We start from the raw sequence: 24,938 nt of genomic DNA, 5'->3' as shown, positions 1-24,938 counted from the left end.
GGACCGGGTGCATCACGCCTGCACGAGGAGATCCTGACGGTCACGGCTCGCTGGACTCCGCCCGACAAGCGCAACGGTCCTTTAACGCCGCACGGTCGTGATGACGAGGCGCGCACCATGCAGCTCCTGCGCGAGCACTTGGCCCCGGGTCAACAGAAAGAACCTCCGGCCGATGTGCTCAAACGCATCTCGTCCTCGATCGCGCAGGATATCGAGGAACTGCAATCCCACCTGCAGCCGCGTGCCGAGGAAATCATGAAGGAAGTGGTGGAAAAGCTCGGCGCCCGCGGTGAGGGCGAGGCCAAAGAACTGATCAAGCTGCTCGAAGACCAGCGCAAGCGCGTGCTCAAGGAATTGGACCGCAACAAGAACTGGCGCCAGCAAGAGCTTGGCCTCAATGACGACGAACAGCGTCAGAAGGAAGCTGACATCCGCTACTGGCAGGAGTGGCTCGACAATGTCGATGGAGACTTGGCCCGCGAGCCGGCACGCATCCGCGATTTCTACACCGTCAAATCCCACCGCATCGAACCCGTGGGACTCGTTTACCTCTGGCCGGAGAAATCATGAGCGCCGATCCCCGCAAAATCGCCATCTCCGAGCATCAGCGCTGGCTGGGGTATTTGCAGCCAGAGGGATTGGTGGTTTCGCCGGTGGCTTTGGTGGATTCGCAGGTGCAGATCGATCAGGGCCAGCTCAATGCAATCCATGCGCGCTTGCTGGAGAGTCTCGATGAAATTGATGGGCGGCCGGTCATTGCGGACTTCGTCAAATTCGCTCGTGAGTTCTTGGGATGGGAGGACGAACTGCTCTCGATTTTCTCGGTTTCCGATGAAGTGCCTGATGCGCTCAAGGTCAGCACGGGCGAGGAGGGAGAGTTGCTCGCTCCTACTGCGGCCTACCGTTTCTTTCAGCCTGCCGAGGACCAGAGCCCGTGGCTCCTTCTGGCGAAACAACTTCCGCCGGGCACCGACCTCGATGCGGTGCCGGAGAGCACCCGCGGATGGTCGGCCACGCCGCAGCAGAAGTTCGAGCGTTTGTTGCGCGAGACGGGTGTGCCCATCGGGATTCTTTGCAATGGCGACCAACTCCGTCTCGTCTATGTGCCCAAGGGCGAGAACGCCGGTTCGATCACTTTTCCGATCGGCTTTCTTGCCGACTTGCCCGGGCGCGTGGCTGCGGTGGCGCTCGAGATGCTGCTTTCGCATCGTCGCTTGATCACTGTGCCCGCGGGCGTGCGTCTTCCCGATTTGCTCAAGCGCAGCCGCGACTACCAAGCCAATGTCTCAACCGAGCTATCCGGCCAAGTGCTCGAGGCGCTCTACGAATTGGCCCGCGGTTTCCAAGCCGCCGATGAGAAATCCAACGGGCAGCTGCTCTCCGCTGTCTGGGAGCGTGATCCGCAGGAAATCTACGGCGGCCTCGTCTCGACACTGCTGCGTCTCGTCTTCCTGCTCTACGCCGAGGACCGCGGTCTCATGCCTTCCGGTGAACTTTACCAGCGCAACTATTCTGTCGGTGGACTCTTCGACCAACTACGGGCGGACCATCAACAGCACCCGGACACGATGGATAATCGCTTCGTTGCTTGGCCGCGTTTGCTCACGCTTTTTCGTGCTGTGCACAAAGGCTCGCGGCATCCCTCCATGCGATTGCCTGCCCGCCGCGGGCATCTTTTCGATTACGACCGTTATCCATACCTCGAAGGGCGTGCATCGAGGACAGATGCCTTGCCCGAGCAATTGCCGCGGCTCTCCGACGGGGCCATCTATCGCATCCTCAATTTGCTGCTGTATCTAGATGGCGAGCGCCTGAGTTACCGCACGCTCGATGTGGAACAGATTGGCTCTGTTTACGAGACGATCATGGGCTTTGAGGTGCAGAAGGCGCCGGCTCGCATGATTGCACTCAAGCCGGCCAAGGCCCACGGCGCGCCGGTGCATGTGTCCCTCGAGGCTTTGCTCGAAAGCAAACCAGCCGACCGCGCCAAGTTTCTGGCCGAGGTGGCCGATGCCAAGATCGCGGACAAAGCCGCTACGGCATTGAAGGATGCAGGCACCGCCGAGGAATTGTTGGCGGCATTGGGCAAGCGCATTGACGTGCGCGCCACACCTCATCCTGTGGCCGCGGGATCGATCATTCTGCAACCGACCGATGAACGCCGACGTTCTGGTTCACATTACACGCCGCGGTCGTTCACCGAACCCATCGTGCGCAAGACGCTCGAGCCGGTGCTCGATCGGTTGGGGCGTCATCCCAAGCCCGAGGATATCCTTGATCTCAAAGTAGCCGACATTGCAGTAGGTTCCGCAGCGTTTCTCGTTGAAACAGCGCGTCAGCTGGCCGACGAACTGGTCGCCTCGTGGCATTTCCACAAATGCGTTCCGAGGATTCCGCCGGATGAGGATGAACTGCTCTATGCGCGGCGGCTCATCGCACAGCGCTGTTTGTATGGGGTAGATCGCAATCCGATGGCAGTCGATCTGGCCAAGCTCTCGCTTTGGCTCGCCACTATGGCCAAGGACCATCCGTTCACTTTTCTCGATCATGCGATCAAGTGCGGAGATTCGCTCGTCGGACTGACCAACAAGCAGATTGCTGCGTTCCACTGGGATCTCGATGCAGCCAAAGACCGCGTGCTCGGGCAGGACAAACTCGAGGCACAGATCTCCAAGGTGTCTGAAGAGCGCAAACGCATCTTGGATTTTCCCGAGGACACAGAGGCTGCGGTGCTGAAGAAACGGGACTTCCTCGTAGCGGCGGATGGTGCTGCGGAACAGTTGCGCCATATCGGCGATCTTGTTATTGCCGCGTTCTTTGCTGGCAGCAAACCGCGGGAACGACAGCAACTGCGCGATGAATATTTGCAGAACTACCTCGAGCTGCTTAAAGGAGATGCGCAGCAGCTCAAGTGGAAAGTCGAGACGCTCAACGTGCTTTATGGCGGGCAACATCCGGTTCGGCCGTTTCACTGGGAGATCGAGTTTCCAGAGGTCTTCTCACGAGCGAACCCTGGGTTTGATGCAATCGTGGGAAATCCACCGTTTGCAGGGCATTACTCTTTGTCTTTAGGAAACCACACAAATTATCCTAACTACCTCCGAGCAATTATCCCGGCCACTTCTGGCAAGTGTGATCTCGTAGCATTCTTTTTTCGAGCTGCGTTTGCTCTCTTGAGAGACAATGGATGCTTTGGATTAATTGCTACCAATACCATTGCGCAAGGTGACACACGCTATTCAGGACTCACGCAGATTTCTCTTATGCGCGGAGAAATCTATGCAGCCAGATCGCGCGTGCCTTGGCCTGGGGATGCTGCGGTTCAGGTTTCTACCGTCTGTGTGTCCAAGGGCATCCTGCAAATTCAACCAATCCTCGACGGAGTCGTCGTGAGACGAATAAGTGCATTTTTAAAAGACTTTCCGATCGACGAAGACCCAAAACACATTGCGGGCTATCGCTCGTTCACATCTTTCCAGGGCTGTGTATTACGAGGCAATGGCTTCTTATTTGACGACGCGAACGACGATGCGTCGCCGGTTTCTCTACGCGAAAAAATCCTAGAGGAAGACCCGAGCTACGAACGCGTGATACCCCAAATCATATCAGTTGATTATTTTTACGATGACCAGCAGCCGGCTCCCAAATACGCAATCTACTTTTCTAATTGGGAGAAGCCAGATGCGGAGAAGTGGCCGGCAGCATTTAGAATTCTCGAAGACAAAGTTCTGCCGTATCGGCATTCGCTGACAGCCAAATCTGCGGAAGGACAAGCAAGCACGAAGTGGTGGCAGTTCAACTATCCATCATCACAACTGCACGAATTCCTCGAGCAAAACGGATCTATTTTTTGTATCGCGAAGACCAGTAGCACATTTGCACTTTCCAAGGTGAAAGCGGGCAGAATTCTTTCTCAGTCGCTGATTGGCTTCACAACAAGCAAATGGGCTGCTTTTGCGATTCTTCAATGTCGTAGTCACGAAACGTGGACAAGGTTTTTTGCTTCATCATTAGAAGATCGCCAACGCTACACCCCGTCCGATTGCTTCGAAACTTTCGCTTTCCCCGCAGATTGGGATGCCAGCGATTCCTTAGAGCAAACCGGCAAGCGCTACTACGAGTTCCGCGCCGACTTGATGGTGCGCAACAACGAAGGCCTTACCAAGACCTACAACCGCTTCCACGACCCCGACGAGCAATCGCCCGACATCACAAAACTCCGCGAACTTCATGCCGCGATGGACCGCGCCGTGCTCGATGCCTACGGATGGAGCGACATCCCGACCGATTGCCAATTCCTGCTCGACTACGAAGAGGAAGAAGAGAACAGCAACGACACCGGCCACGGCCGGCAAAAGAAAAAACCGTGGCGCTACCGCTGGCCCGACGAAGTGCGCGACGAAGTCCTCGCCCGCCTCCTCGCCCTCAACGCCCAACGCCACGCCGAAGAAGTCGCCGCCGGCCTCGCCCCGGGAATGGAGAAGCCGAAAGCGACAAAGCAAAAGAAAGCAAAGCCAAAAGCCAAGGCGTCGTCCGGCCAACAGGATCTTGAACTTATTTAGACGACACAACCCATGCCTACGATCATCAACGACCGCTATGCACTGATGGCCAACCCGCGAGCCGGAAGGTTTGCCGACATCCATCGTGCATCCGACCTGCAGGGAGACGGCAGAGTGGTGGCAGTTAAGTTTTTCCGCAACGGCATGCCGGACGATGCCCTGATCCGTGAGAGCTTCGATCGGGAGAGTCGGCGTCTTGTCGAGCTGATGCACGAGAACATCGTCAAGATGCTCGACTACGGGATCGACAAAGAGAGCGGCCGGCCGTTTTTGGTCCTCGAGTGGGCGGGAGACCCTATCGGGGATTGGTGGAAAAAGAACAGGCCCGGACGGGTAAAATGGGACGATTTCTACGCGGAGATCGGAAGGCCGCTGCTCGAAGCATTGGCGTTTGCCCACTCGCGGGAAACAGTCCACCGCGAGTTGAAGCCGTCGGACATTTTGCGCGATGACAACGGGCGCATCCGTCTGGCGGATTTCGGCATCGCCAAGTTTCCCGAGTTCTTCGACACCGAGCTGGATATCGATGCCTTTCTCAAGGACAAGCAGCCTTTCGCGCCGATTGATGGCTACGATGCCAACTTTTCATACGCGACGGATGTGTTTGCGTTCGGCGCGATTGCCATCGCCTTCATGGACGGCCTGAAGGTTGAAACTTGGGACCAGCTCTACTCCGCCCTGAAGCTTTGCACAGCCCCCGCAAATGTGCGGGATGTTATCGAGGAGTGCCTGGCCAAGCATGCCAATGAACGGCCGGGGAGCGCCTTGGTGCTGCAGTCGAAGCTGCGCAATGCCTTGGCCGATGCACAAAAACAACAGCCGAAGAAAACATGCCATTTCATCCTGACCAAGAAAGCTGAAGCCGACTTGCGCGCCATTTTCGGAGAACGCCTCAGCGCCGCTCAAGTATGCGAGCGTCTGGAGAGGGATTTCACCGAGATCACTTGCATAGAAAAGATGAAAGAGGACGCGCGTAGGGATGGTGCACCGCGCGGGAGGACGCCCCATAGATACAGATTCTACGGTGAGACGCTCACTCTCATGGTCGTTGCGGATGACGAGACCCGGGCCAAGCTCCTTGTTCTCGCGTGCTATCGCGACTCTTCCTTTGACCAACTCGAGCAATCGAGAAACAAGGCGTGGTCAGCGCCTTTTCAGCTGCAAGCCGGTGAATGGGCCAACCGATCTGCAGGAAAGTCGTTCATCGAAGCTCTCGAGGAAGCGCTTGATGACCACGAGCGGCGAATCGCCAGCGACCGGCTAGGCAAGAAAGCCGAGGAGTTCTTTTGGACCTGGAAGAAAGTTTTGGACTTGCGCCTCGATCACAGTCGGAAAGGGCGCACTTACCACTACTCCGGCTACGAGCTGGACGGCGATCGGATCACCTTTCAGTTGGAAGAGAATCCGGACGGAAACGAAATCGAGGAGATCTGGAAAGTCGTCGGGTCTAAAGTTTCCGGCCTCGTCGAGTCTGTGGGAGAAAGGTCTCTCACCCTTCTGCCGCTGGGCGAGGATTACACCGCTCCGAAGAATAAAAAGGGACGATTGACAATCGACGCGGGTGCGACCGAGCGGCAGATCAGAAAGCAACAGCAAGCTCTTGAGGCAATCCGTGATCCCAAGGCCGAGAACGCATCCCGGCTCCGGGCGCTCATTCTCAATCCCGCCGGCTGCACAGCCGCGGCCGTGCCGACCCAGGCGCCCAAATGGTTCAACCCGCAGATCGACGAGAACAAGAGAGAGACAATCTCAAAGGCTCTCGCGGCTAACGATCTCTTCGTCGTGGAAGGTCCCCCCGGCACGGGCAAAACAACCTTCATCGCGGAGTTGATCCTGCAACACCTCAAGAAGTGGCCGGAAAAAAGGATTCTGGTCACATCACAGACGCACCTTGCCGTCGATAATGCCATCGAGCGCGTGGCGCAACTTCGCCCGGATCTGAAAATCGTGCGCATCGGATATGCGGAAAAGAAGGTGTCGGAGACGGCGCAAGGCTATCTGCTGCAGAAGCGGGTGGAGGAGTGGAGTAAGCGGGTGAGGGAGCAGGCTGCCTCTTTCCTGAAAGAAACAGCGAAGTCAGAGGGCGTAGACATAGCAAAAATACAATTATGGCTTGGTCTCTCACTGCTGCTAGCTGACCGCAAGAGTCTCAAGCAAGTTCAGGAGGCCGAGGACGCGCTCACGGAGCATGCCGGTGTTCTTCGTTACGAGCTGGACGACGCCGATGAAAACGGTGTGCCGCGGTGCCAAGGAGAAGCTGCTGATGAGAAACGAGCCGAGCTGCAACAGGTGGAGATGGACTTGGAGGAGCGCCGCAAAATGCGTCAGGAGCGCTCGAAAATCATGCGGTCCAACAAAGAAAAATTTATCAAGATGCATCCGGATTGGGCTGAGCTGGCCGAATTGCCGGACGCTGAACTGGCGGTATGGCAGAAAGATCTTTCCGGAGAGGATGAAAGAACTGCCAAGTTCCGCAGACTGTTCGAGTTGAGTTCCGAATGGATCCAGCGCTTCTTCCTCAAAGAGGACTGTCAAGGTGCGATCTTGGCTGATTCGGATGTCGTTGCCGGGACCTGCATCGGTGTGGAGTCGTCTTTGGCCGATGAGGACGAGTTTGGTTTGTGTATTTTGGACGAAGCTTCGAAAGCGACCGTGACGGAGGCGCTCGTCCCGCTGAAACGCTGCTCCAAATGGATCCTGGTGGGAGACCGCCTGCAGCTTTCACCCTTCATCGACGCGCAGTTCAGAAATCGCAGATTCCTCGAAGAAAACGAAGTCAGCATGGATGTCTTCGAGCAGACCCTTCTCGAGAGATTGCTCGAGCACAACATTCCTGAGGATTGCCAGTCGATCCTTACGCGGCAGCACCGGATGATGCCAGCGATCGGCGATTTGGTGAGCAAAGTCTTTTACGAGGGCAAATTGGAGAGCGTGAGGACGGAGAGCAGTGTCGATCTTTCCATCGCGATACCAAAGCCCGTGACATGGTTCTCCACCTCCGGTGAGGACGGTCGTCGCGAGCAGCAGTCCGGAACGAGCGTCCTGAATGTTCTCGAGGCGCGTTGGATAGCCAAACTCCTCGAGAGGATCGATTTTGTCTGCGGAAACTCGAAGGGGGTGCGCAGTAAGCCGCACGTTGCCGTCCTCTCGGGCTACGCGGCACAGCGGGACCACATTCTCGGCAAACTCAACAGTTTGCGTCTAAACAATCTTCATCTCGAGTGCCACACAGTGGACAACTATCAAGGTCGGGAAGCCGACATTGTTATCTTCTCGGTCACACGTTCGAACAACTCTGGCAAACCAGGGTTTCTCACTGACAAACGGCGTATCAACGTCGCGCTTTCGCGTGCGCGGGACTACTTGCTCATCGTCGGCGACTCTGCATTCTGCGCCAATCTCACTGCGGCGCCATCTTTCGGAAAGGTGCTGACCCACATTGCAGCCAATCCCGAGACCTGTGCGATCAAGGAGGGAATCCAATGACAACCGAAGAAATTGCCGCGCGACATTCAAGCGTGCCGGGCTACACCTTGATCGATGTAGCCGAAGTGGCTTTGCCTATTTGGCGCATTGAGGTCGAAGCACTTGTCATTGCCAAAAAGGAAGTCGCGCTCGTTGATGAGTTTATTTTGCGCAGCATCGGCGCAGGTCTCTCGTCCGTATCTCAGTTAAGTGGATTCCTTGGGCTCAACGAGAAGTTTCTGCGTCGTAGATTGAGCGGCCTGATGTCTTCCGATTGTGTGCTCTACGGGCGTGTGGCAGGGGCGGGCGGAGCTTCCTTGTCTTTAACAGCAAAGGGGGTCAAATCTCTCTCCACCCTTAGAGAAGAGACGGCGCGGCGCGAGGTTCTCGCTTACCTCTATGACGGAATTTCGCGTCATCTCATAACTCTACCGAGGGGCGGAGAGGTCTTGAGGAGGCCGAAAGAAATTCAGGCGTGGGGCTTGGTCGAGGTTCCCCCTCTGCCTGGAACGCCGCCTACCGACGAGACGTTGCGAGCCCAGGATTTCAATTCATGCATTCCCTCGCAAATACGAAAGAGGTCGCGCATTCACCAAGTGTTGTCGCTCGAACGTATTGGCCAGCGGCAGAAGTATTTTCGCGAGGCACGAATGCTTGTTTACAAAGGCTCCAGTGGCGAGGACCTGAAAGTTTCCTTTTTCTCGGTTCATGGCAGGCCGCTGCCTGAAATCGATGCGGCGTTCACCAAGAAGGGAGGCGTCCAGAGGCTCAACTTGCCGAGGCAAATCAACGATTCTCGCGAAGCGCTGGCTCATCTGGCCAAAGATCCCCTTGTCAGCGCCGGTATTGCGGCCGAACAACGGATCACTCCGGCTGCCAAGCGGAAAGCCGAAGAGGCAGCGAGGGACAACACGCTGCTTGCCTCCAAGATTGGCGAGGCGGAGCAAAAGCTGAAGGATCCCGAGACTGAAACGGAAGCTCAGTCATTGAAAAAAGAAGTCGAGCAACTGAGAGAGCAGCTAGCCGTGGTGCAAAAGCAGCAATCCAAGACCGATCTGCGCAGGCTGACTGTATACGAGCATCCCGCGGTGCTCGATCGAGCCTTGAGAGACACCTCCAAGAGAATGATGCTGGTTTCGCCGTGGATTTCCGACGATGTCATGAACGACCGCCGGATAGAGGCCATTCACGTCCTCGCTTCCCGAAACGTTGAAGTCTACATCGGCTACGGAATCGACGATACAAACGATAGGAGGGCGGGCAAGGACAAGGATCCCGAAGACACAAGAGCCTATAAAGAGCTTAAGGAACTCAGCCGCAAATATCCGACCCTTCATTTGGTAAGGCTGGGCAACACCCACGCCAAACTGCTCCTGATGGACTCCACGTTTGCGGTGGCCGGGAGCTTCAATTGGATGTCATTCAAGGGCGACAAGAAAAGACAGTTCAGAGAAGAGATCAGTTACATGACCACGGACAAGGATTTCGTTGATCAACAGTTTGAGTATCATTTGCAAAGATTTGAAGAGTCTGCGCCAACCCAGCGTCCCCGGCACAGGAGGCGCTAAAGGCTCTGTTTCGGTTGGCGGGATCCACTCCGCCCGAATAACAGTGTTCAAGGAAACGCAAAGCATTTTATAACATTCCATTGAAAGATTCCAAAAAAATCTTTAAGAAGAGTGGTATGAAATCCCAATCGATCAAGTTCGGCCCGTCGATCAGCCGGCTTTTGGCTTGGGTCCAAATGCGAGGCATCGAGCGGGCCACGAATGAGGAAATTCGTGCCGCTTTGCGTCTGACTACGGATCAAGTGCGCCAGCTCATGACGCGGTTGAACCGCAAGGGCTTGGCGATTCTGCTGCAACGCGGCCTGTGGTTGCTGCCGCCGAAACTTCCGCCGGGCGGACGTTGGTCGGTGCCGCCGGACGTGATCCTGCGTCATCTTTTCGACGCGAAAGGCGGTGACTATCAGGAGACCGGACTCGGGGCATTGCAATACCAGGGGCTGACCGACCAGGTCGCCAATGTGATGACGGTTTACAACACGCTCTTCACCGGGCGCCGCACGATCGGCGGGCTGCCTTTTCAATTCATCGAGGTGGCGCCGGAGCGCTTGGGCGCGCTGGACAAAAAAGCGCTGCCGCAACGGCGCGTGGGATCTTTGCCGCGGGTGATCATGGATGCGGTTTACGATGCGGCGCGTTTCGGGACTTTGCCCGCGGCTTACCGTTGGATTCGCGAGCGCAAAGACGAACCTCGCTTTCTCGACAACTTGGCGGCGTGCGCCGTGGCACATGGGGATGCGGGCACCTGCCGGCGCATTGGTGCGGTGATGGAATTGCTGGATGCGGGTGCCGTGGCGCGGCGCAAGCTGCAACGCGCGGTGTCGCCGGTGCGGACTTTCATTCCGCTCGTGCCGGGGCGCGGCACGAAGGGATCAACATTGCGCAACTGGGGCATCATCGTGAACGACCGGAGGTGGCTCGATGAGTGAGTGGATGCCATCGCTCGAGCGCTGGCTCGGCAGCCGCGGCGAATTGCAGGCGGCGGTGGAGTTCACCGCGGCGAAAACCGGATTCCAACCGGCATTGGTCGAGAAAGATTTCTGGTGCTCGGTCGTGCTTGGACGGCTCTACGCGACGGAGGAATGTCCGCTGGTGTTCAAAGGCGGCACCTTGCTGAGCAAGGCTTACGTGGCCTTCAATCGCATGAGCGAGGATTTGGATTTCACCTTGCCGACCGCGCCGGGCATCACCCGCGGAGTGCGCAGCAAGCGGGCGCGGGAAGTCGGTGCGTTGGTGGAAACAGCAACGGTCGGATTGCTGCGGACCGATGAGAAAGGATGGCAGAGCTTCAACAGCTCGACCCAGCATCGCATCACGCTCTGGTATCCCTCGGTGTTCGGCGGCGAGGGTTCGATCAAGTTGGAGGTCGGACAGCGCGAGGAACCGATGCGTGAGATTGCTGCGGTGCCGCTGGCCACCTTGTTGCGGGATCCGCTCTTCGACGAAGAGGGTGTGCAGCCCGTGATGGCGGCGAGCCTGTCCCGCGAGGAAGCGTATGCAGAAAAGGTGCGGGCGGCGCTGACGCGCGACGAGCCGGCGCCGCGGGATTTGTTCGATCTCGATTATGCCGTGCAGGAGGGCGTGCTTGATTGGGAGGACGCGGAGTTCCTTCGTCTGGCCGCCCGCAAGGTCGCGATGGAAAAGGACATGGATTGGCTCGCGGCGGAACGCCTCGAGACCTTTCAGCGGCTGATCGAGGGCGAACTGCGCCCGGTGCTGCGTCCCGACACATTTGCGGCTTTTGATTTCACCCGATCTGTCGCAACACTGGAGAATCTGGCCGCAGCTTTGCGGAAGCATTGGCCGGCCGAATAACCGTTTACCTCATGGCCAAACGCAAACCCCCCGAATATCAGGCCGCGCCGCCCGAAGCGCCGCCTCTGGCCGGGGCCAGCGCGACGGATATTCGCAAGAAGCTTGTTGAAGCTTTGCTCCTCGATCTGGTCGGGCCATCAAATACTCACGCCTTCGCGCACGAGCTGCTCCCGCAGTCGCCGCGACGTTGGTATCTCACGGGCTTCCTCGTTCCGCGCAAGGGATCGAGCGAGCACCGCGCTTCCAAGGACGAGGAACTTGAAGAAGAGCAAGGCTTCAAGAAGGAAGGCGACGATCAAGGCGATGCTACGGACAAAGTGGCGGAGACAAGCCTGTTGGCGTGTTCGATGGGGATGAGTGTCATGTTACCTCCTGGGCAGAACGAAATCGAAGTGACCTGCCGCTGGGGCGATTACTACGTGGAGAAATCCGGCGGGAAAGCCTCCGAGAAGGAGGTCGATGAGGAAGTCATCGATAAGGCTTACGAGGAGGAATTGGCGAAAGACTTGGCGTTGGTAGAGCACGAGGTCAGTAAAGCCGAGGAAACGAAGGGCGACCAAGGCCAGTGGAAGGGTTTCCGGCGCGAGTCGCGCGAGGAACAAACGACATTGATCCTCGAGGGTGACAGCGGACGTGTTGACTTGGACCTGCCCAACAGCGTAGGGCTCAAGGTTGTGGGTAGCTGGCAAGCGCTCCACGGACTGGCCGCAAACGGTATTCCCGACGGCACCCGCACCGTTTCGGTGTTTCTGGTGAATGATCGCCCTACGTCAGGCCGCGTGACCTACAAGGAAACCGTTTTCCAAGCTGAACTCGAACTCAAGACGGCCAAGGGTTTCTTCGGTCGGCCCGATCTGCGCGGTGCAGCCCGCGGACTGGAGGCTGACGCGGACGACCGTATCGCTGACCTCCACTATCGCGATGCGCTGGAATATGCGGTTGGGCACGGCGTCTCGGTCGAAACTGAACTCGGCCTGGATGGTGTCTGTCGCTTAGCGCGCACGACTTTTATCCCGATGGAACAGGTTCCGCGCATGGATCACGCCGGATCGGAAACGATAGGTGACGTGGAACTTGGTATGGAAGCTCTGGCTGAGATGGCCACTCCGGATGAAGTGCAGGTCAAGCTCGGTGGCTTGGTGGCAAGCTACCGAGGCTGGATTGAGCAGCAGAGGAACAGCCTCGCGCACGAATCGCTCACGGATTCCCAGCGGGAGACGGCCAACGATTTGCTTCAGCTTGCCAACACGGCATCCGAGCGGATCGAGGCCGGTATCGAGACGCTCAAGGACCCAAACAATCCGTCTTGTCTTCAAGCATTCCGCATCGCCAACCGGGCCATGGCTCGGGCAGCGCGGCAGCGCTTTGCGGTGCAACAAAGTAAGGATCCGAAGGACGTGGACCGACCAAAGTGGCGCGTCTTTCAGTTGGCCTTTCTGCTCATGAATCTCCGCGGCATGGACGATCCGGCGAACTGGGATCGGAGGACGGTCGACCTTCTCTTTTTCCCGACCGGCGGCGGCAAGACCGAGGCCTACCTTGGACTCGCAGCCTTCACCCTCGTCCTCCGGCGTCTGAAAAATCCGGGCATCGCTTCGGCCGGCGTGTCGATCATCATGCGCTACACACTGCGCCTGCTGACCCTCGACCAGCTCGGCCGCGCCGCAGCCCTCATGTGCGCGCTGGAAATGGAGCGCGAGAAGAACAAGCAACTGGGGACTTGGCCCTTCGAAATCGGGCTTTGGGTCGGGTCGGCGGCCACACCCAATCGCATGGGGAGAGCCAATGACACTTCACCGGGGGCGGCTAATTCGGCGTATTCCAAGCTGACGCAATTTCACAACAACGCCGCGAAATACTCTTCGCCGATCCCGCTGGAGGAGTGCCCATGGTGCGGAACACCGTTTGTGCCCGATTCCTTTCAGCTCGATCCTCCGGGGTCACGGAATCCAGATAATCTTTTGGTCGCCTGCCACAATATGCGGTGTGAGTTTTCCGCGGCCCGTGGCGCTCGCTTGCCAATTGTCGGCGTAGATGAGCCGATCTATCGCCGGTTGCCGTGCTTTCTGATCGCGACGGTGGACAAATTTGCCGCGCTCCCGTGGACAGGGCGCTCCGGTGCATTGTTTGGCAAGGTCGAGCGCTACGACGACAAGAAGGGATTCTTCGGACCATGCGACCCCAACCAAGGTAAGCCCCTGCCGAATCGTTCCTTGTTGCCCCCGGACCTCATCATCCAGGACGAGTTGCACCTAATTTCCGGACCACTCGGCACCGTGGCCGGGATCTACGAGACGGTCATCGAGCAGCTTTGCCAGCGGGATCTGGGAGAAGGCAAGACACAGGTGCCCAAGATCGTGGCTTCCACGGCGACGGTTCGTCAGGCGGCGCGGCAGATACGTGCCCTGTTCGGCCGCGAAAGCACCTCGATCTTTCCCCCGCAGGGACCGGATCGCAACGATTCGTTCTTCGCCCGCACGGTGCCGGTCACCGAGAAGGATCCCGGTCGTCTCTATCTTGGTATCGCAGCACAAGGCCGCAGCATGAAGGTGGCTTACCTCAAAACCTGTCTGGCTCTCCTCTCTGGGTGCGAGGTTCTCTATCGCGCCGCGGGCGGAAAGTCTGCCGATAATCCCGCGGACCCCTACATGTCGCTGCTGTCTTACTTCAACAGCTTGCGTGAATTGGGTGGCAGTCGCCGTATTGCCGAGGACGAAATCACTTCGCGGTTGCAGATCTATTGGAAGAGACGGCGGCGCGAACCCGAAGACAAACTCTTCTGCTCGCGGACTATCAAACGCACGCCGCTTGAACTGACCTCTCGCGTCGAAACGGACGAGATTGCCAGGGCGCGGCGCGAACTGGCGCTGGCTTTCGATAACCCAAGCCATACGGACATGGCTCTGGCAACCAACATGATCTCCGTGGGTCTTGATATTGGTCGCCTCGGCTTGATGGTCGTCTTCGGTCAACCAAAGACCACTTCGGAATACATTCAGGCCACCAGCCGTGTCGGGCGCTTGCGCGACAAGCCTGGACTGGTTGCCACGCTGCTTAACCCGCACAAGCCCCGGGACCGTTCGCATTATGAGCGCTTTTCCCACTACCACGGAACTTTTTACCGCAGTGTCGAATCAACCAGCGTCACGCCGTTCTCGCCTGGAGCACTCGATCGCGCTTTGGCGGGTGCACTGGTCGGGCTTTGCCGTCATAGCATTATGCGTTTAGAGCCCTACCTTGGAGCTGGAGCAGTCGAGCAATACTATGCCGATTTACAGGAAATCGTGCGTGTCTTTGCTGCTCGAGCCGCAGCCCACGACGCGAGTCTCTCGTCTGCCGAGCTTCAAGAGATTGCTGACCGCGTTGACGATCAGGCCCAAGCCCTGTTGGCGGATTGGTGCCAAATCGCAAGAGAGCAAGCCGCCCAAGGCGTCGACCTGAATTACCAAAAGTATGAGGACCGGGTAAGTTCCTCGGTGCTACTTCGCGACTTCCTCGATCACGAGCTAACCTCGAAGGAAGAAATTTATCTTCGCTTCCGCGCCAACCGTTCGATGCGCGAGGTTGAAACGCCGGTGGACATCATGCCGGAGAAGTCACCGATCGGAACGCAACCAACGCCATGAGCCGCCAGCAATTACGCGCCAATCAACTCATTCACACCTTCGGGCCCGGCTCGATGGTGGACCTTCCGGCCAGCTCGATCATCGTTGCGGGCTTGGAGCGGTGGTCTTACGACAACTCCAAAGTCTGCGACGTAATCGAGCCGAGGCTTTCGGCCAAGATCGGCAAAATTTTCGGGCGGAAGTCTCTCCCGATGAAATGCCCGCCCCCTTCGCCGGAGAATGTCTTTGTGCAGGGCCAGCGTCCCTCCGGTGTGGGAGGATACGTGTTTCCTCACTGGTTTATCGTGCAATACGTCGAGCTTTCCCCCAACAAGCACAAGAGACGGAGGTTGGTCTACAAAGACGAACTCAACGACCGTTCCAGATTCCTCGTTGATGACCAAGCCCGGTCCGTGGTGCCTGTGCGCTTCGTGCGAGCCTGTCGCAAGGGCCATGTCGGTGACATCCAGTGGCGAGCGTTCGTCCACCGTGGGGAAGACATGTGTTTTCTCCCCATGTGGATGGAGGAGCGTGGGACAACCGGAGATTTGTCGGACATCTGGATCGTCTGCCAGTGCGGTGCGAACCGCTGCGTGCGTGAGGCGACGCATCAAGGCGCTTTGGGCAAATGCAATGGAAGTCGTCCATGGCTAGCTGATTTCGATTCCGAAAATTGCGGAGAGGACAACCGCCTGCTCATCCGCACAGCGAGCAACGCATATTTCGCTCAAGTCATGTCGGTGATCTCGATCCCCGACACAATGAGCAAGGCCGAAGAGAAAGTGCTGCCTTTGTGGGAAAGCCACTTTTGTAAGATCGATTCCTTGGAAAAACTGCGGACGGCTCGTGACATCGTGCCCGACGTGGCTAATGCGCTCGGCGAGCTGTCCGATGGCGATGTCTACGCCGTCATTCAGACAATTCGCGAAGGCAAGTCGGTCTCCGCGGTGGCAAAGCCAGTCAAGGAACTGGAGTTCGATCGCCTGTGCGGATCGTCCAGCGAAGCAGCTGGTGACAAGGCTGAGGGGGATTTCTTCGCCAGAGAACTAAGTCGCTCAAAGTGGGACGATCCACGACTCGCCGCACTGGAGAAGGTCGTGCTGGTGCAGAAGATGCGCGAGGTGGCGGCTCTGATTGGTTTCACGAGATTTGAGCCGGTTACCAGCGATTTGCTGGGCGAGTTGGAACTTAATGTGCAGAGGGCGGCGATCTCGAAGCACAACAATTGGATTCCAGCGGTCGAAAACCGCGGTGAGGGCGTGTTTCTTAAGATCAGCGCAGACGCGGTCGCAGCTTGGGCGATCACGGACCCCGTTATCCAAAGGGCCGAAGAGTTGGAGCGGTCTTTCCAGCTGTGGCGCTCAAATCATCCCAACAGCAAGCAGGTGTTCCCGGGAGCGGCTTACATCATGTTGCACACCTTTTCGCACCTCCTCATCAGCGCTATATCCCTGGAATGCGGCTATCCTCTTTCCTCGCTCAGGGAGCGAATCTACGCGCCAATGCTTGGCCTCGCGGAGATGGCCAACTCCTACGGTATCCTGATCTACACCTCATCCAGCGGGGCGGAAGGAACACTTGGCAGTCTGGTGCAGGCGTCACGCAGCATCAGGAAGCATACCCTTCGCGCCTTCGAACTCGGGGCGCTTTGCTCCAACGATCCGGTTTGCTCCAGCTCGATTCACGCAGATGAGGATGCCGGCTCGCTCTCCGGCAGCGCTTGCCACGGGTGCGTATTTATCTCCGAGACTTCCTGCGAGAGGTTTAACCAGTTTCTCGATCGTTCTTTGGTCGTGCCGACGATCGATCGCGGTAACGCGGCTTTCTTCAAACCGTGAGCACCGAGTCGCACGACTCCAGCCTAGAAGTCCTGCTCACATCCACGCCCCGCGTGTTGGACACGCTAGCCGTGGCCCTGCGTGAAGGCCCATTACGCCAATCGGTCACCCGCGGACTGGTTGAAAATGTCGTCGGAGCCGAAGTCTCTCGTATTTATCCGCCACTGGCCGCCGCTTTCTCAGCCGGATGTCCGACGGGGGTGTTGGCCGACATGTGTGAAGCTTTTGCCCGGGTTCTAAAGAGCAAAGCATTGCAGCGTGACAGCACGGATCTCGTGCTAAGCGGACCCGATGTTCCCGGGGTGCACGTTGTCGATACGGCAACCGTTGCCCGGAGCCTGTTCCGCGAAGCACGGAGTGACGTCATCGTGTGTAGTTACGTGATTTTCCTCGATGAGGAGTTTTTCGCGGAGCTTGCTCAGCGACACGATAGCGATCTAACTTTGCGAGTTCGTCTGATTGTGGATGTTACCCACGGACGCCATGACGAAACCGAACCAATGGCACTCGCGGCCAACCGCTTCCGCCAAAGGTTTATCGAAATGTGCTGGGTCGGAGAGAGGGTGCCCGAACTCTACCACGACCCGCGGGGATTCTCCGAGAAGCCGGAAACACGGGGAGTCATGCATGCCAAAGTCATCATCATCGACGAGGCCGCAGCACTGGTGACGTCAGCCAATTTCACTGCTGCCGCTCAGCGGCGGAATATTGAGGCGGGTGTGCTCTTTCGGGATCGCCACCAAGTGAAACGCCTGCGCACTTACTTCGAAGGTCTTATCGCTCGGCGTGAAGTGCTGGTAATTAGCTGATCAGCAGTTCTCAGTGGCTTGTCGGACCAGTTCCGCATCATGATCCTTCCGGAATATATCAACACGCGGTTTGTCCCCAAGGAACCGGCGCCATCACTCTGGCCCGACGCCTTCGCGATCGCGACTGCTTGCAACCCGCTTGGGCAGGGCACCAATGAGGAAGCTGATAAATTGGCAACGACTCGGTTAAGGAAAACCATCAGCCGGCTTGGCCTGAAACGCCACGGGGTTACCGGTGTGTCGGCGGACGGCAAGCACCGCGAACCCGGCTTTGCCGTTTGGGGGTGCGGGTTGCAGGATGCGCTCAATCTCGGTCGTGAGTTCGCGCAGAATGCCATTTACTGGATCGAAGGTGGAAAACTTGATGTCGTGAGCTGCAGCACCGGGGAGCGTCAGCACGTGGGATTCTGGTCTGAACGACTCCTCACCTCGGCCGACAGGGCGAGGTGCTGCTGCCTCTACGTAATCGAGCTGGCTGACGAGGCGCGGAGCGTCAGGAGAGTCCAGGAAGCCAATCCCAACGCCAATCCGAAGATGAAGTGTGTTTACGTCGGATCCACGGCCAGAACTCCGGAGCAAAGATTCGAAATCCACAAAGCTGGCGGAAAGCAAAGCTCCTCGATCGTTCGGCGCTACGGAGTCCGACTTGTCCCGGCGCTCTATCGCGATATTCCGCTCATGGTCCGCGCCGAAGCCGAGTGCAAGGAAGCACAACTTGCCGCCGAACTCCGCGCTAAAGGCTACACCGTCTGGCAAAAGTGATTTTTGCGTCATGAGCCCCCACCGGCATTGAGCGGCACCGCTTTTGGTCATCTAGGGCCTGTTAACACTAATTGACCTACGGCTACTATGCGGTATGCTCGTTGGGCATGGAACTCTCCCAGCAGCAGTTCGATCGCATCGCCGATTGCTTGCCGCGTCAGCGCGGCAACGTGAGCCTGACCAACCTGCAACTGATCAACGCCCTGCTCTATGTGGTAGAGCATGGCTGCAAGTGGCGCGGACTACCCAAGCACTTCGGCAACTGGCACACGATCTACACCCGCATGAACCGCTGGAGCAAAGCGGGGGTCTTGGACCGGGTCTTTTCCCGGTTGCAGGCCGAGCAAATCCTGGCCATCCGCATCGAATGCGTGAGCCTGGATAGCACGACGATCAAAGTTCACCCCGACGGCACCGGGGCGCTAAAAAAAACGGTCGGCAATCGATCGGACGCTCCCGTGGAGGCTGCACCACCAAGATTCATCTGGTTGCCGCGAATGCTCGGTGCGCCTTGATGCTCAAGCTTTCCCCGGGCCAAGCCGGAGACGCGCCGCACGGGCGCGAGCTGCTGCGAGCAGGTGGCCCAGCCCCTCCGGGCTGCCAACTCCTCATGGATTGCGCCTACGAAGGCGATGAAACACGCGAACTAGCCAGAGAGTTGGGCTACGAACCGGTGGTTCCACCCAACCCCAAGCGCTTGAAGCCTTGGCCATACGATCGCGCAGCTTATCGGCGGCGAAACGAGATCGAACGCCTCTTTCGGCGACTCAAAGGTTACCGACGCGTCTTCTGTCGCTTCGACAAACTTGATGTCGTCTTTGCCGGCTTCATCGTTTTGGCGCTCATCGTCGAAGCCCTGCGATGAACGAGGTAGTGTTAACAGGCCCTAGCACTATGCTTCCCGATCCTGTGAAAGGCACCAAAGAGAGAATAAGGCTTGCTCGACCTTCGCGATATCAGGATATTAATATCCTGAACTCGCTCTCAGCCACCGATCGCATCGGGTTGTTGACGATGAATAAGAAACGCCGCTCCCCCGGCTTGCGGAGACCCTCCGGCAAGCCAGAAAAATCGACCAATGGGAACGGCTCTTCCGCGGATACCGGCAAGGGCGAAGCTGCCGGCTCGGAGATTCCTGCTCCGCAATATCCCTACGCTTTGGATCGCCGGCATCCGCATGATCTCGATACGGAGATCAGCGCGCATTTGGATGAGGTGCGAAAGCTGGCCCAGCAATCTTTGCGCGAACAGGAAGACCAGAAGCGCATGGTGAGTCGCGAGTTGCACGACAACATCGCGCAGATCCTCTGCTCCGTGACCAATCGCATCACGCTGGCCCAGGACCAGAAAATCCCGGCTTGGCTGCGCCAGGAACTGGTCGATCTGCGCGAGCAACTGGACACCGCGCTCGAAGACGTGCGCACGCTCGCGCGCGACTTGCGTCCGCATCTTCTGGACACGGCAGGGTTCGCCGTGGCGCTGGAAAAGCACGTCGAGGGATTCCGCAGCCGAACCCCCATCAGCATCGACGTTCGCGTGGATTTGGACTCCGTCGCGCATTTCGACAAGAGCGACCTGACCCACCTTTTCCGCCTGGTGCAGGAGGCTCTGCAGAACGTGGAGGAGCATTCGGGTGCGTCCAAAGCACGGGTGCATCTGCAAGCATCCGACGGGATGCTGCGGCTCGAGATCAGCGACAACGGCTGCTCTTTCACGCCGGAACGCGTCCTGCAAGCGCAGGCCAACGGCCATCTGGGCCTGCTGGGCATGCGCGAGCGGGCCGAACTGCTCGGCGGATCATTCATGCTCGAGGCCAAACCCGACCAGGGAACGACCGTCAGGGCGTTCTTCCCCATGAACAAGACAAACGAATGAAACAGACGACCATACTCATCATCGACGACCACCAAATGATGCGCGACGCATTGTCGACCATCATCTCGCAGCAGAAAGACCTGAAAGTTGTCGGCCAGGCCTCCGACGGCCGCGAGGGCGCGGAGAAGGCGGCGAAGCTCAAACCCGATGTCGTCACGCTCGACATCGCGATGCCCAATCTCAACGGGCTGGATGCGGCACGGCACATCCGCAGGCGCTCGGCTTCGACCCGCATCATCCTGCTCAGCGCCTATGAGGACGACCTCTTCATCCAACACGCGCTGGAAGCGGGGGTTGACGGCTTTGTCTCGAAGAAGTCGGCAGCCGACGTGCTGGCGGGGGCTGTGCGCCAAGTGGCCGCAGGAATGAAGGCCTTCTCGCCCGCCGTGAAAAAGCGGCTCGAGCAATACGAGAAGACCGAGGGTGGACGCAAATTGATGCGGCGGAAGACCGACACGCTCACCGAGCGCGAGATCGAGGTGCTGCAACTGGTGGCCGAAGGCAATGCCAACAAGCAGATGGCCGACAAGCTCGGCATCAGCATGAAGACGGTGGAGAAACACCGGCAGAGCGCGATGAACAAGCTGCACATCCATGACACCGCCGGTCTTACGCGCTACGCGATCTCGGCCGGTCTGGTGGAAAATCCCTCCCAGCTCACCATGCACCCGGTGCTTACCGGGGGAATCGCACCGTCGAAATCGAAGACGGCGAAGAGCTAAAACGGCCCCGAATGCTCGCGAGTTCGCGCGGCGCGGAAGAGCCGCAGCGCACCGTGAGATCCGCATAGCCCGGCCGGAGCACCACGCGCACCCCGCACGCCCGAGCATAGGCGAGCAATTTGAAAAATTCCCCGGCATCCAGTTCGGGGATCCCCTTTTGCACAGCGCCAAAACGAACAGCGAGGCGCAATGGCCCGCTTCGTTGGCGTGCTTCATCCACATTGCTGCGGAAGACCGCGGCATCGGTGCCGGGATGGAGAGTGAGAAACCCGTGGCGGCTGATTTCCGCTTGCAAGGGCGCGGAAACCGCGAGCATCAGCGCCGCAATAAACAGCGAGGTGTGGCGGTGAAAAACCACGGCGAGGCTTGCACCGTGCGCGCCGTCGCGCGGCGCACACGGCGGCTTGCGCCTCAAGACACCGGGACTTCCAGCGTCTTGGCCTGTGCCTCTTCCGCTTTCGGAAGATGCACCGTCAATGTGCCGTTCTTGAACTCGGCCTTGGGCGTGACACCTTTGGCCGCGTCGGGCAGATAGAAGGAACGCTCGAATTTCCCGTAGGAACGCTCCAAACGGTGGAAACGATGCCCCCTTTCCTCTTTTTCGCCCTTGCGCTCGCCGGTGATGCAGAGCGAACCGTCCTGCACCGAGACGTGGACGTCTTTCTTTTCCACATCGGGCAGGTCGGCCTTGATGATGAATTCCTTGTCGTTCTCTATGACATCCACGTCGGGCGCCCACTGGGACTCCGTCGTGAAGGTCTCGCCGCTCGACAGCGGCCAGAGCGAACGTCCGAAGATCCGGTTGAACCGGTTGGACATTCTCTCCATTTCCCGCATGGGATTCCAGATACTGAGTTCGTTCATTTGATGATTTGGTTTGTTTTCCCGGCGGTGTTTTCCGCGCGAGCGGCGTCCGCCGGAACCGCTGCCCGCGCCGCCTGATGCTTCCCGGAATCCGGGACATCCGGCGTGAATTCATTGGATCGGGGGAATGCGCGCACAACAATGGGGTGAAGAACCACCTGCCCCTTGCGGCTCACGCGTGCCGGCGCCGCGCCGCGGCTTTCTGCGCGTCCTGCGCGCGCATTTCCCTTTGCATCGCGGTCCACCATCCCGGATCGACGAAAGGTCTTTTGCTCTCGGGTCCGCGGATCACGTAAAACCTGCGGCGCTTGATGCGTGCGCTTGGTGGTCTTGTCATGGCGGCCATGCGGAGTCAGCCCGCGGATTCGGACGGCGGATCTTCCGCGCTGTCGGAGCGGTTCTCTTCTTCCGGGGAAGCCGCTCGACCGGCGTCGTCCGGTCTGAGGATTTCCCTCGGAAGCAGAAGCTTCAGATTTTCGAAGTGAAAGACGCCGTCGTCGCAATCGGTTTGTTTTGTCGGGTTCATTTTGCTGGATCTTCTATCGCACGCGTCGGCACGGCCGTTCCATGGGGTGAAGAGCGCGGGCAATCCACCCCATGCAACGGCGGAGGCGAATTGTGCGCGCTACCCGGACCCTTGCACGGTGGGTGAAATGCCCGTGGAAATCCCGGCGATGCGATCCATGCTCGAACCCGGATCGGAAAACGATGCGCATGATTACTCTGCTTCTGGCTGGCGACGTGATGACCGGACGCGGTATCGATCAGGTCATGCACAGGCATTGCACGCCGGAGCTGCATGAGACGTGGGCGCGCGATGCGCGCGAATATGTGGCCTTGGCCGAGCGGGCGAACGGACGCATCCCCGCGCCCATCGCGCCTGGTTACATCTGGGGCGAAGCGCTCGGAGATATCGATCGCATCGGGGCGGACTGCACGATCATCAACCTGGAAACAGCCATCACTGCCGACGGGACGCCTTGGCCGGGGAAAGGCATCCATTACCGCATGCATCCGGATAACACCGCATGCCTCACCGCGGCCGGCGTCGATGTTTGCGTGCTGGCCAACAACCACGTGCTCGATTGGGGCGCGCGCGGGCTCGGTGACACGCTGGATGCGCTGCACCGTGCCGGCATCGCCACGGCGGGGGCGGGTCGCAATGCCGCCGGGGCGGCAGCTCCTGCCGTGCTGGACCTCGGGGAAGGATCAAGGTTGCTGGTTTTTTCCTTCGCAACCGACGATTGCGGTGTGCCGCCATCGTGGGTCGCGGCTGCATCTCCCGGCGTGGACATGCTTGCGCCGGATGATGGCGCGCTGGAAAGGACGATCGGACGCGTGCTCGCGGCGCGGCGCAAGGAGGACATCGTCGTGGTTTCGATCCACTGGGGCGAAAATTGGGTGGAGGAAATTCCCCCGAGCCACCGTCGCATTGCACGGCGTTTCATCGATTCGGGCGCGGCCGACGTGATTCACGGCCATTCCTCGCACCACCCGCTCCCGGCGGAAGTCCACCGGGGAAAGCTGGTCCTTTACGGCTGCGGCGACCTCATCAACGATTACGAGGGAATCACGACGGCAAGGACGACGCGATCGGACGCGGTTTGTCTTTACGCCGTGACGCTTGAGACCGGCACCGGCCGGCTGGAGGACCTGGAAATCATTCCGTTGCGCTTGCGCAAATTCCGGCTCGAGCACGCGGACGACAGCGACCGTCGCGAACTTTTGCGAATGATGGGAAACAACAACTTGTCGTCCGGGACGACGGTGGAAACTGACCCGCACGGACATTGGCATCTGCGATGGAACAACTGACGACATCGCCCTCCCCGCACGCTCCGTGGAAGCAGTGGGGCACCGGCCTCGAGGAACAAGCCGTGCGGCAGATGAAAAACGCCTGCAGTCTTCCGGTATCGCGGCGCGGCGCGCTGATGGCCGACGCGCACATCGGCTACGGGCTTCCCATCGGGGGCGTGCTGGCCGTGGAGAACGCGGTGATCCCCTATGCGGTCGGGGTGGACATCGCCTGTCGCATGAAACTTTCCGTCTATGACATCAAAGGCGAGCGGATCGCGGCGGAATCGGACCGTCTCGCGCACATCCTGCAGCGCGAAACGCTGTTCGGTGTCGGGGCGGCGTTCCGCGAACGCAGGCGACATGCCGTGCTGGACGAAAACTGGAATGTAAGCCCCGTGACAACCGCCTGCCGCGACAAGGCGTGGGGACAACTCGGCACGAGCGGCAGCGGGAACCATTTCGTCGAATTCGGCGTGTTTTGCATCGGGCCCGCGGACGCCGTGCGTTTCGGGATTCCCGCGGGCGAATATCTCGCGCTTCTCAGCCACAGCGGCAGCCGCGGCACCGGCGCGCAGGTTTGCCGGCACTACAGCCGGCTTGCCATGCAAATGCATCCCGCGTTGCCGGCCGAATTGAAGCATCTCGCGTGGCTCCCTCTCGATTCTCCCGCGGGCCGCGAATACTGGGATGCCATGCAACTCATGGGACGCTACGCGTCGGCCAACCACGACCTCATCCACCGGGCCGTGTCGCGGGCTCTGGGCGAATCGCCGGTCATCGATGTGGAAAACCACCACAACTTCGCGTGGAAAGAAACCCACCTGATCGACGGTGAGCAGCGCGAGGTCATCGTCCACCGCAAAGGCGCGACGCCGGCGCAGGAGGGTGTGCTCGGCGTGATACCCGGATCGATGGCATCGCCGGCTTTCCTTGTGCGGGGCAGAGGCAACGAGGAATCGCTGCATTCGGCGGCCCACGGCGCAGGACGCGTGATGAGCCGTCACCAGGCGAGAAGAACTTTCACATGGTCCGACGCCCGCAAGGTGCTCGCGGAGCACGGAGTCAGGCTCCTCAGCGCGGGAATCGACGAGGTGCCGATGGTCTACAAAGACATCAACAAAGTGATGGCCGCGCAATCCGACCTCGTGGATGTCGTGGCGCGGTTCGATCCGAGGATCGTCAAGATGTGTCCGGAGGGCCACCGTGCCGAGGATTGAGATTGGGGAAAGCACCCATGGCAGCGGGGCCGCGCCATGCGC

Annotated in this window: 16 protein-coding genes; 14 read left to right on the top strand and 2 right to left on the bottom strand. The window is 58.9% G+C overall.

The features are described 5' to 3' along the window. Window positions 1–566: 566 nt before the first annotated feature. From FGM15_09000 to FGM15_08945, 12 genes are all read left to right on the top strand, one after another. On the top strand, window positions 567–4,562 hold the full coding sequence (locus FGM15_09000; GenBank protein MBU3665994.1) for a class I SAM-dependent DNA methyltransferase: 3,996 nt from the start codon (window positions 567–569) through the stop codon (window positions 4,560–4,562). 12 nt (window positions 4,563–4,574) lie between these two features. Next, window positions 4,575–8,048: a hypothetical protein gene (locus tag FGM15_08995; protein ID MBU3665993.1), complete on the top strand. Its 3,474-nt coding sequence runs from the start codon at window positions 4,575–4,577 to the stop codon at window positions 8,046–8,048. Next, the gene (locus FGM15_08990; protein ID MBU3665992.1) at window positions 8,045–9,595 is read left to right on the top strand and encodes a hypothetical protein; all 1,551 of its coding nucleotides are present in this window, start codon (window positions 8,045–8,047) and stop codon (window positions 9,593–9,595) included. The genes FGM15_08995 and FGM15_08990 overlap by 4 nt, the downstream gene beginning before the upstream one ends. A 116-nt stretch (window positions 9,596–9,711) precedes the next feature. Then, complete coding sequence (locus tag FGM15_08985; GenBank protein MBU3665991.1) at window positions 9,712–10,521, top strand: hypothetical protein; 810 nt, start codon at window positions 9,712–9,714, stop codon at window positions 10,519–10,521. Further along, the gene (locus tag FGM15_08980; protein ID MBU3665990.1) at window positions 10,514–11,407 is read left to right on the top strand and encodes a nucleotidyl transferase AbiEii/AbiGii toxin family protein; all 894 of its coding nucleotides are present in this window, start codon (window positions 10,514–10,516) and stop codon (window positions 11,405–11,407) included. The genes FGM15_08985 and FGM15_08980 overlap by 8 nt, the downstream gene beginning before the upstream one ends. An 11-nt stretch (window positions 11,408–11,418) precedes the next feature. Beyond that, the gene (locus FGM15_08975; protein MBU3665989.1) at window positions 11,419–15,033 is read left to right on the top strand and encodes a helicase; all 3,615 of its coding nucleotides are present in this window, start codon (window positions 11,419–11,421) and stop codon (window positions 15,031–15,033) included. Then, window positions 15,030–16,850, top strand: coding sequence for a DUF1998 domain-containing protein (locus FGM15_08970; GenBank protein ID MBU3665988.1), 1,821 nt, complete (start codon window positions 15,030–15,032; stop codon window positions 16,848–16,850). The genes FGM15_08975 and FGM15_08970 overlap by 4 nt, the downstream gene beginning before the upstream one ends. Next, window positions 16,847–17,659: a hypothetical protein gene (locus FGM15_08965; protein ID MBU3665987.1), complete on the top strand. Its 813-nt coding sequence runs from the start codon at window positions 16,847–16,849 to the stop codon at window positions 17,657–17,659. The genes FGM15_08970 and FGM15_08965 overlap by 4 nt, the downstream gene beginning before the upstream one ends. Window positions 17,660–17,698: 39 nt before the next feature. Beyond that, window positions 17,699–18,421 carry a DUF3293 domain-containing protein gene (locus FGM15_08960; protein ID MBU3665986.1) on the top strand — a complete coding sequence of 241 codons (723 nt, stop codon included), beginning with the start codon at window positions 17,699–17,701 and terminating at the stop codon, window positions 18,419–18,421. A 107-nt stretch (window positions 18,422–18,528) separates the two neighbouring features. After that, a protein-coding gene (locus FGM15_08955) for an IS5 family transposase (protein ID MBU3665985.1) occupies window positions 18,529–19,286 on the top strand; the annotation gives its coding sequence in 2 pieces (ribosomal slippage) (window positions 18,529–18,844 and window positions 18,844–19,286; 759 coding nt in all). Then, entirely contained in the window at window positions 19,283–20,296 is a 1,014-nt protein-coding gene (locus FGM15_08950; protein MBU3665984.1) for a sensor histidine kinase, read from the top strand. The genes FGM15_08955 and FGM15_08950 overlap by 4 nt, the downstream gene beginning before the upstream one ends. Continuing rightward, window positions 20,293–21,018 carry a response regulator transcription factor gene (locus FGM15_08945; protein MBU3665983.1) on the top strand — a complete coding sequence of 242 codons (726 nt, stop codon included), beginning with the start codon at window positions 20,293–20,295 and terminating at the stop codon, window positions 21,016–21,018. Before FGM15_08950 ends, FGM15_08945 begins: the two co-directional genes overlap by 4 nt. Here FGM15_08945 and FGM15_08940 read toward each other — a convergent pair. After that, complete coding sequence (locus tag FGM15_08940) at window positions 20,972–21,433, bottom strand: hypothetical protein (GenBank protein ID MBU3665982.1); 462 nt, start codon at window positions 21,431–21,433, stop codon at window positions 20,972–20,974. The two genes, FGM15_08945 and FGM15_08940, sit on opposite strands and share 47 nt — an antisense overlap. After that, a complete protein-coding gene (locus FGM15_08935) occupies window positions 21,430–21,882 on the bottom strand; it encodes an Hsp20/alpha crystallin family protein (GenBank protein MBU3665981.1) in 453 nt (150 codons plus the stop codon). The genes FGM15_08940 and FGM15_08935 overlap by 4 nt, the downstream gene beginning before the upstream one ends. A gap of 597 nt (window positions 21,883–22,479) precedes the next feature. Between FGM15_08935 and FGM15_08930 the strand changes: the two genes are divergently transcribed. Together FGM15_08930 and FGM15_08925 are read left to right on the top strand one after the other, a co-directional pair. Next, a complete protein-coding gene (locus tag FGM15_08930) occupies window positions 22,480–23,697 on the top strand; it encodes a CapA family protein (GenBank protein MBU3665980.1) in 1,218 nt (405 codons plus the stop codon). Then, window positions 23,685–24,896, top strand: a complete 1,212-nt coding sequence (locus tag FGM15_08925) for an RtcB family protein (protein MBU3665979.1) — start codon at window positions 23,685–23,687, stop codon at window positions 24,894–24,896. The genes FGM15_08930 and FGM15_08925 overlap by 13 nt, the downstream gene beginning before the upstream one ends. Window positions 24,897–24,938 lie beyond the last annotated feature (42 nt).

The organism is Chthoniobacterales bacterium (assembly GCA_018883245.1).
Classification (GTDB): domain Bacteria; phylum Verrucomicrobiota; class Verrucomicrobiia; order Chthoniobacterales; family JACTMZ01; genus JACTMZ01.
This window is presented reverse-complemented; position numbering and strand designations above follow the sequence as displayed.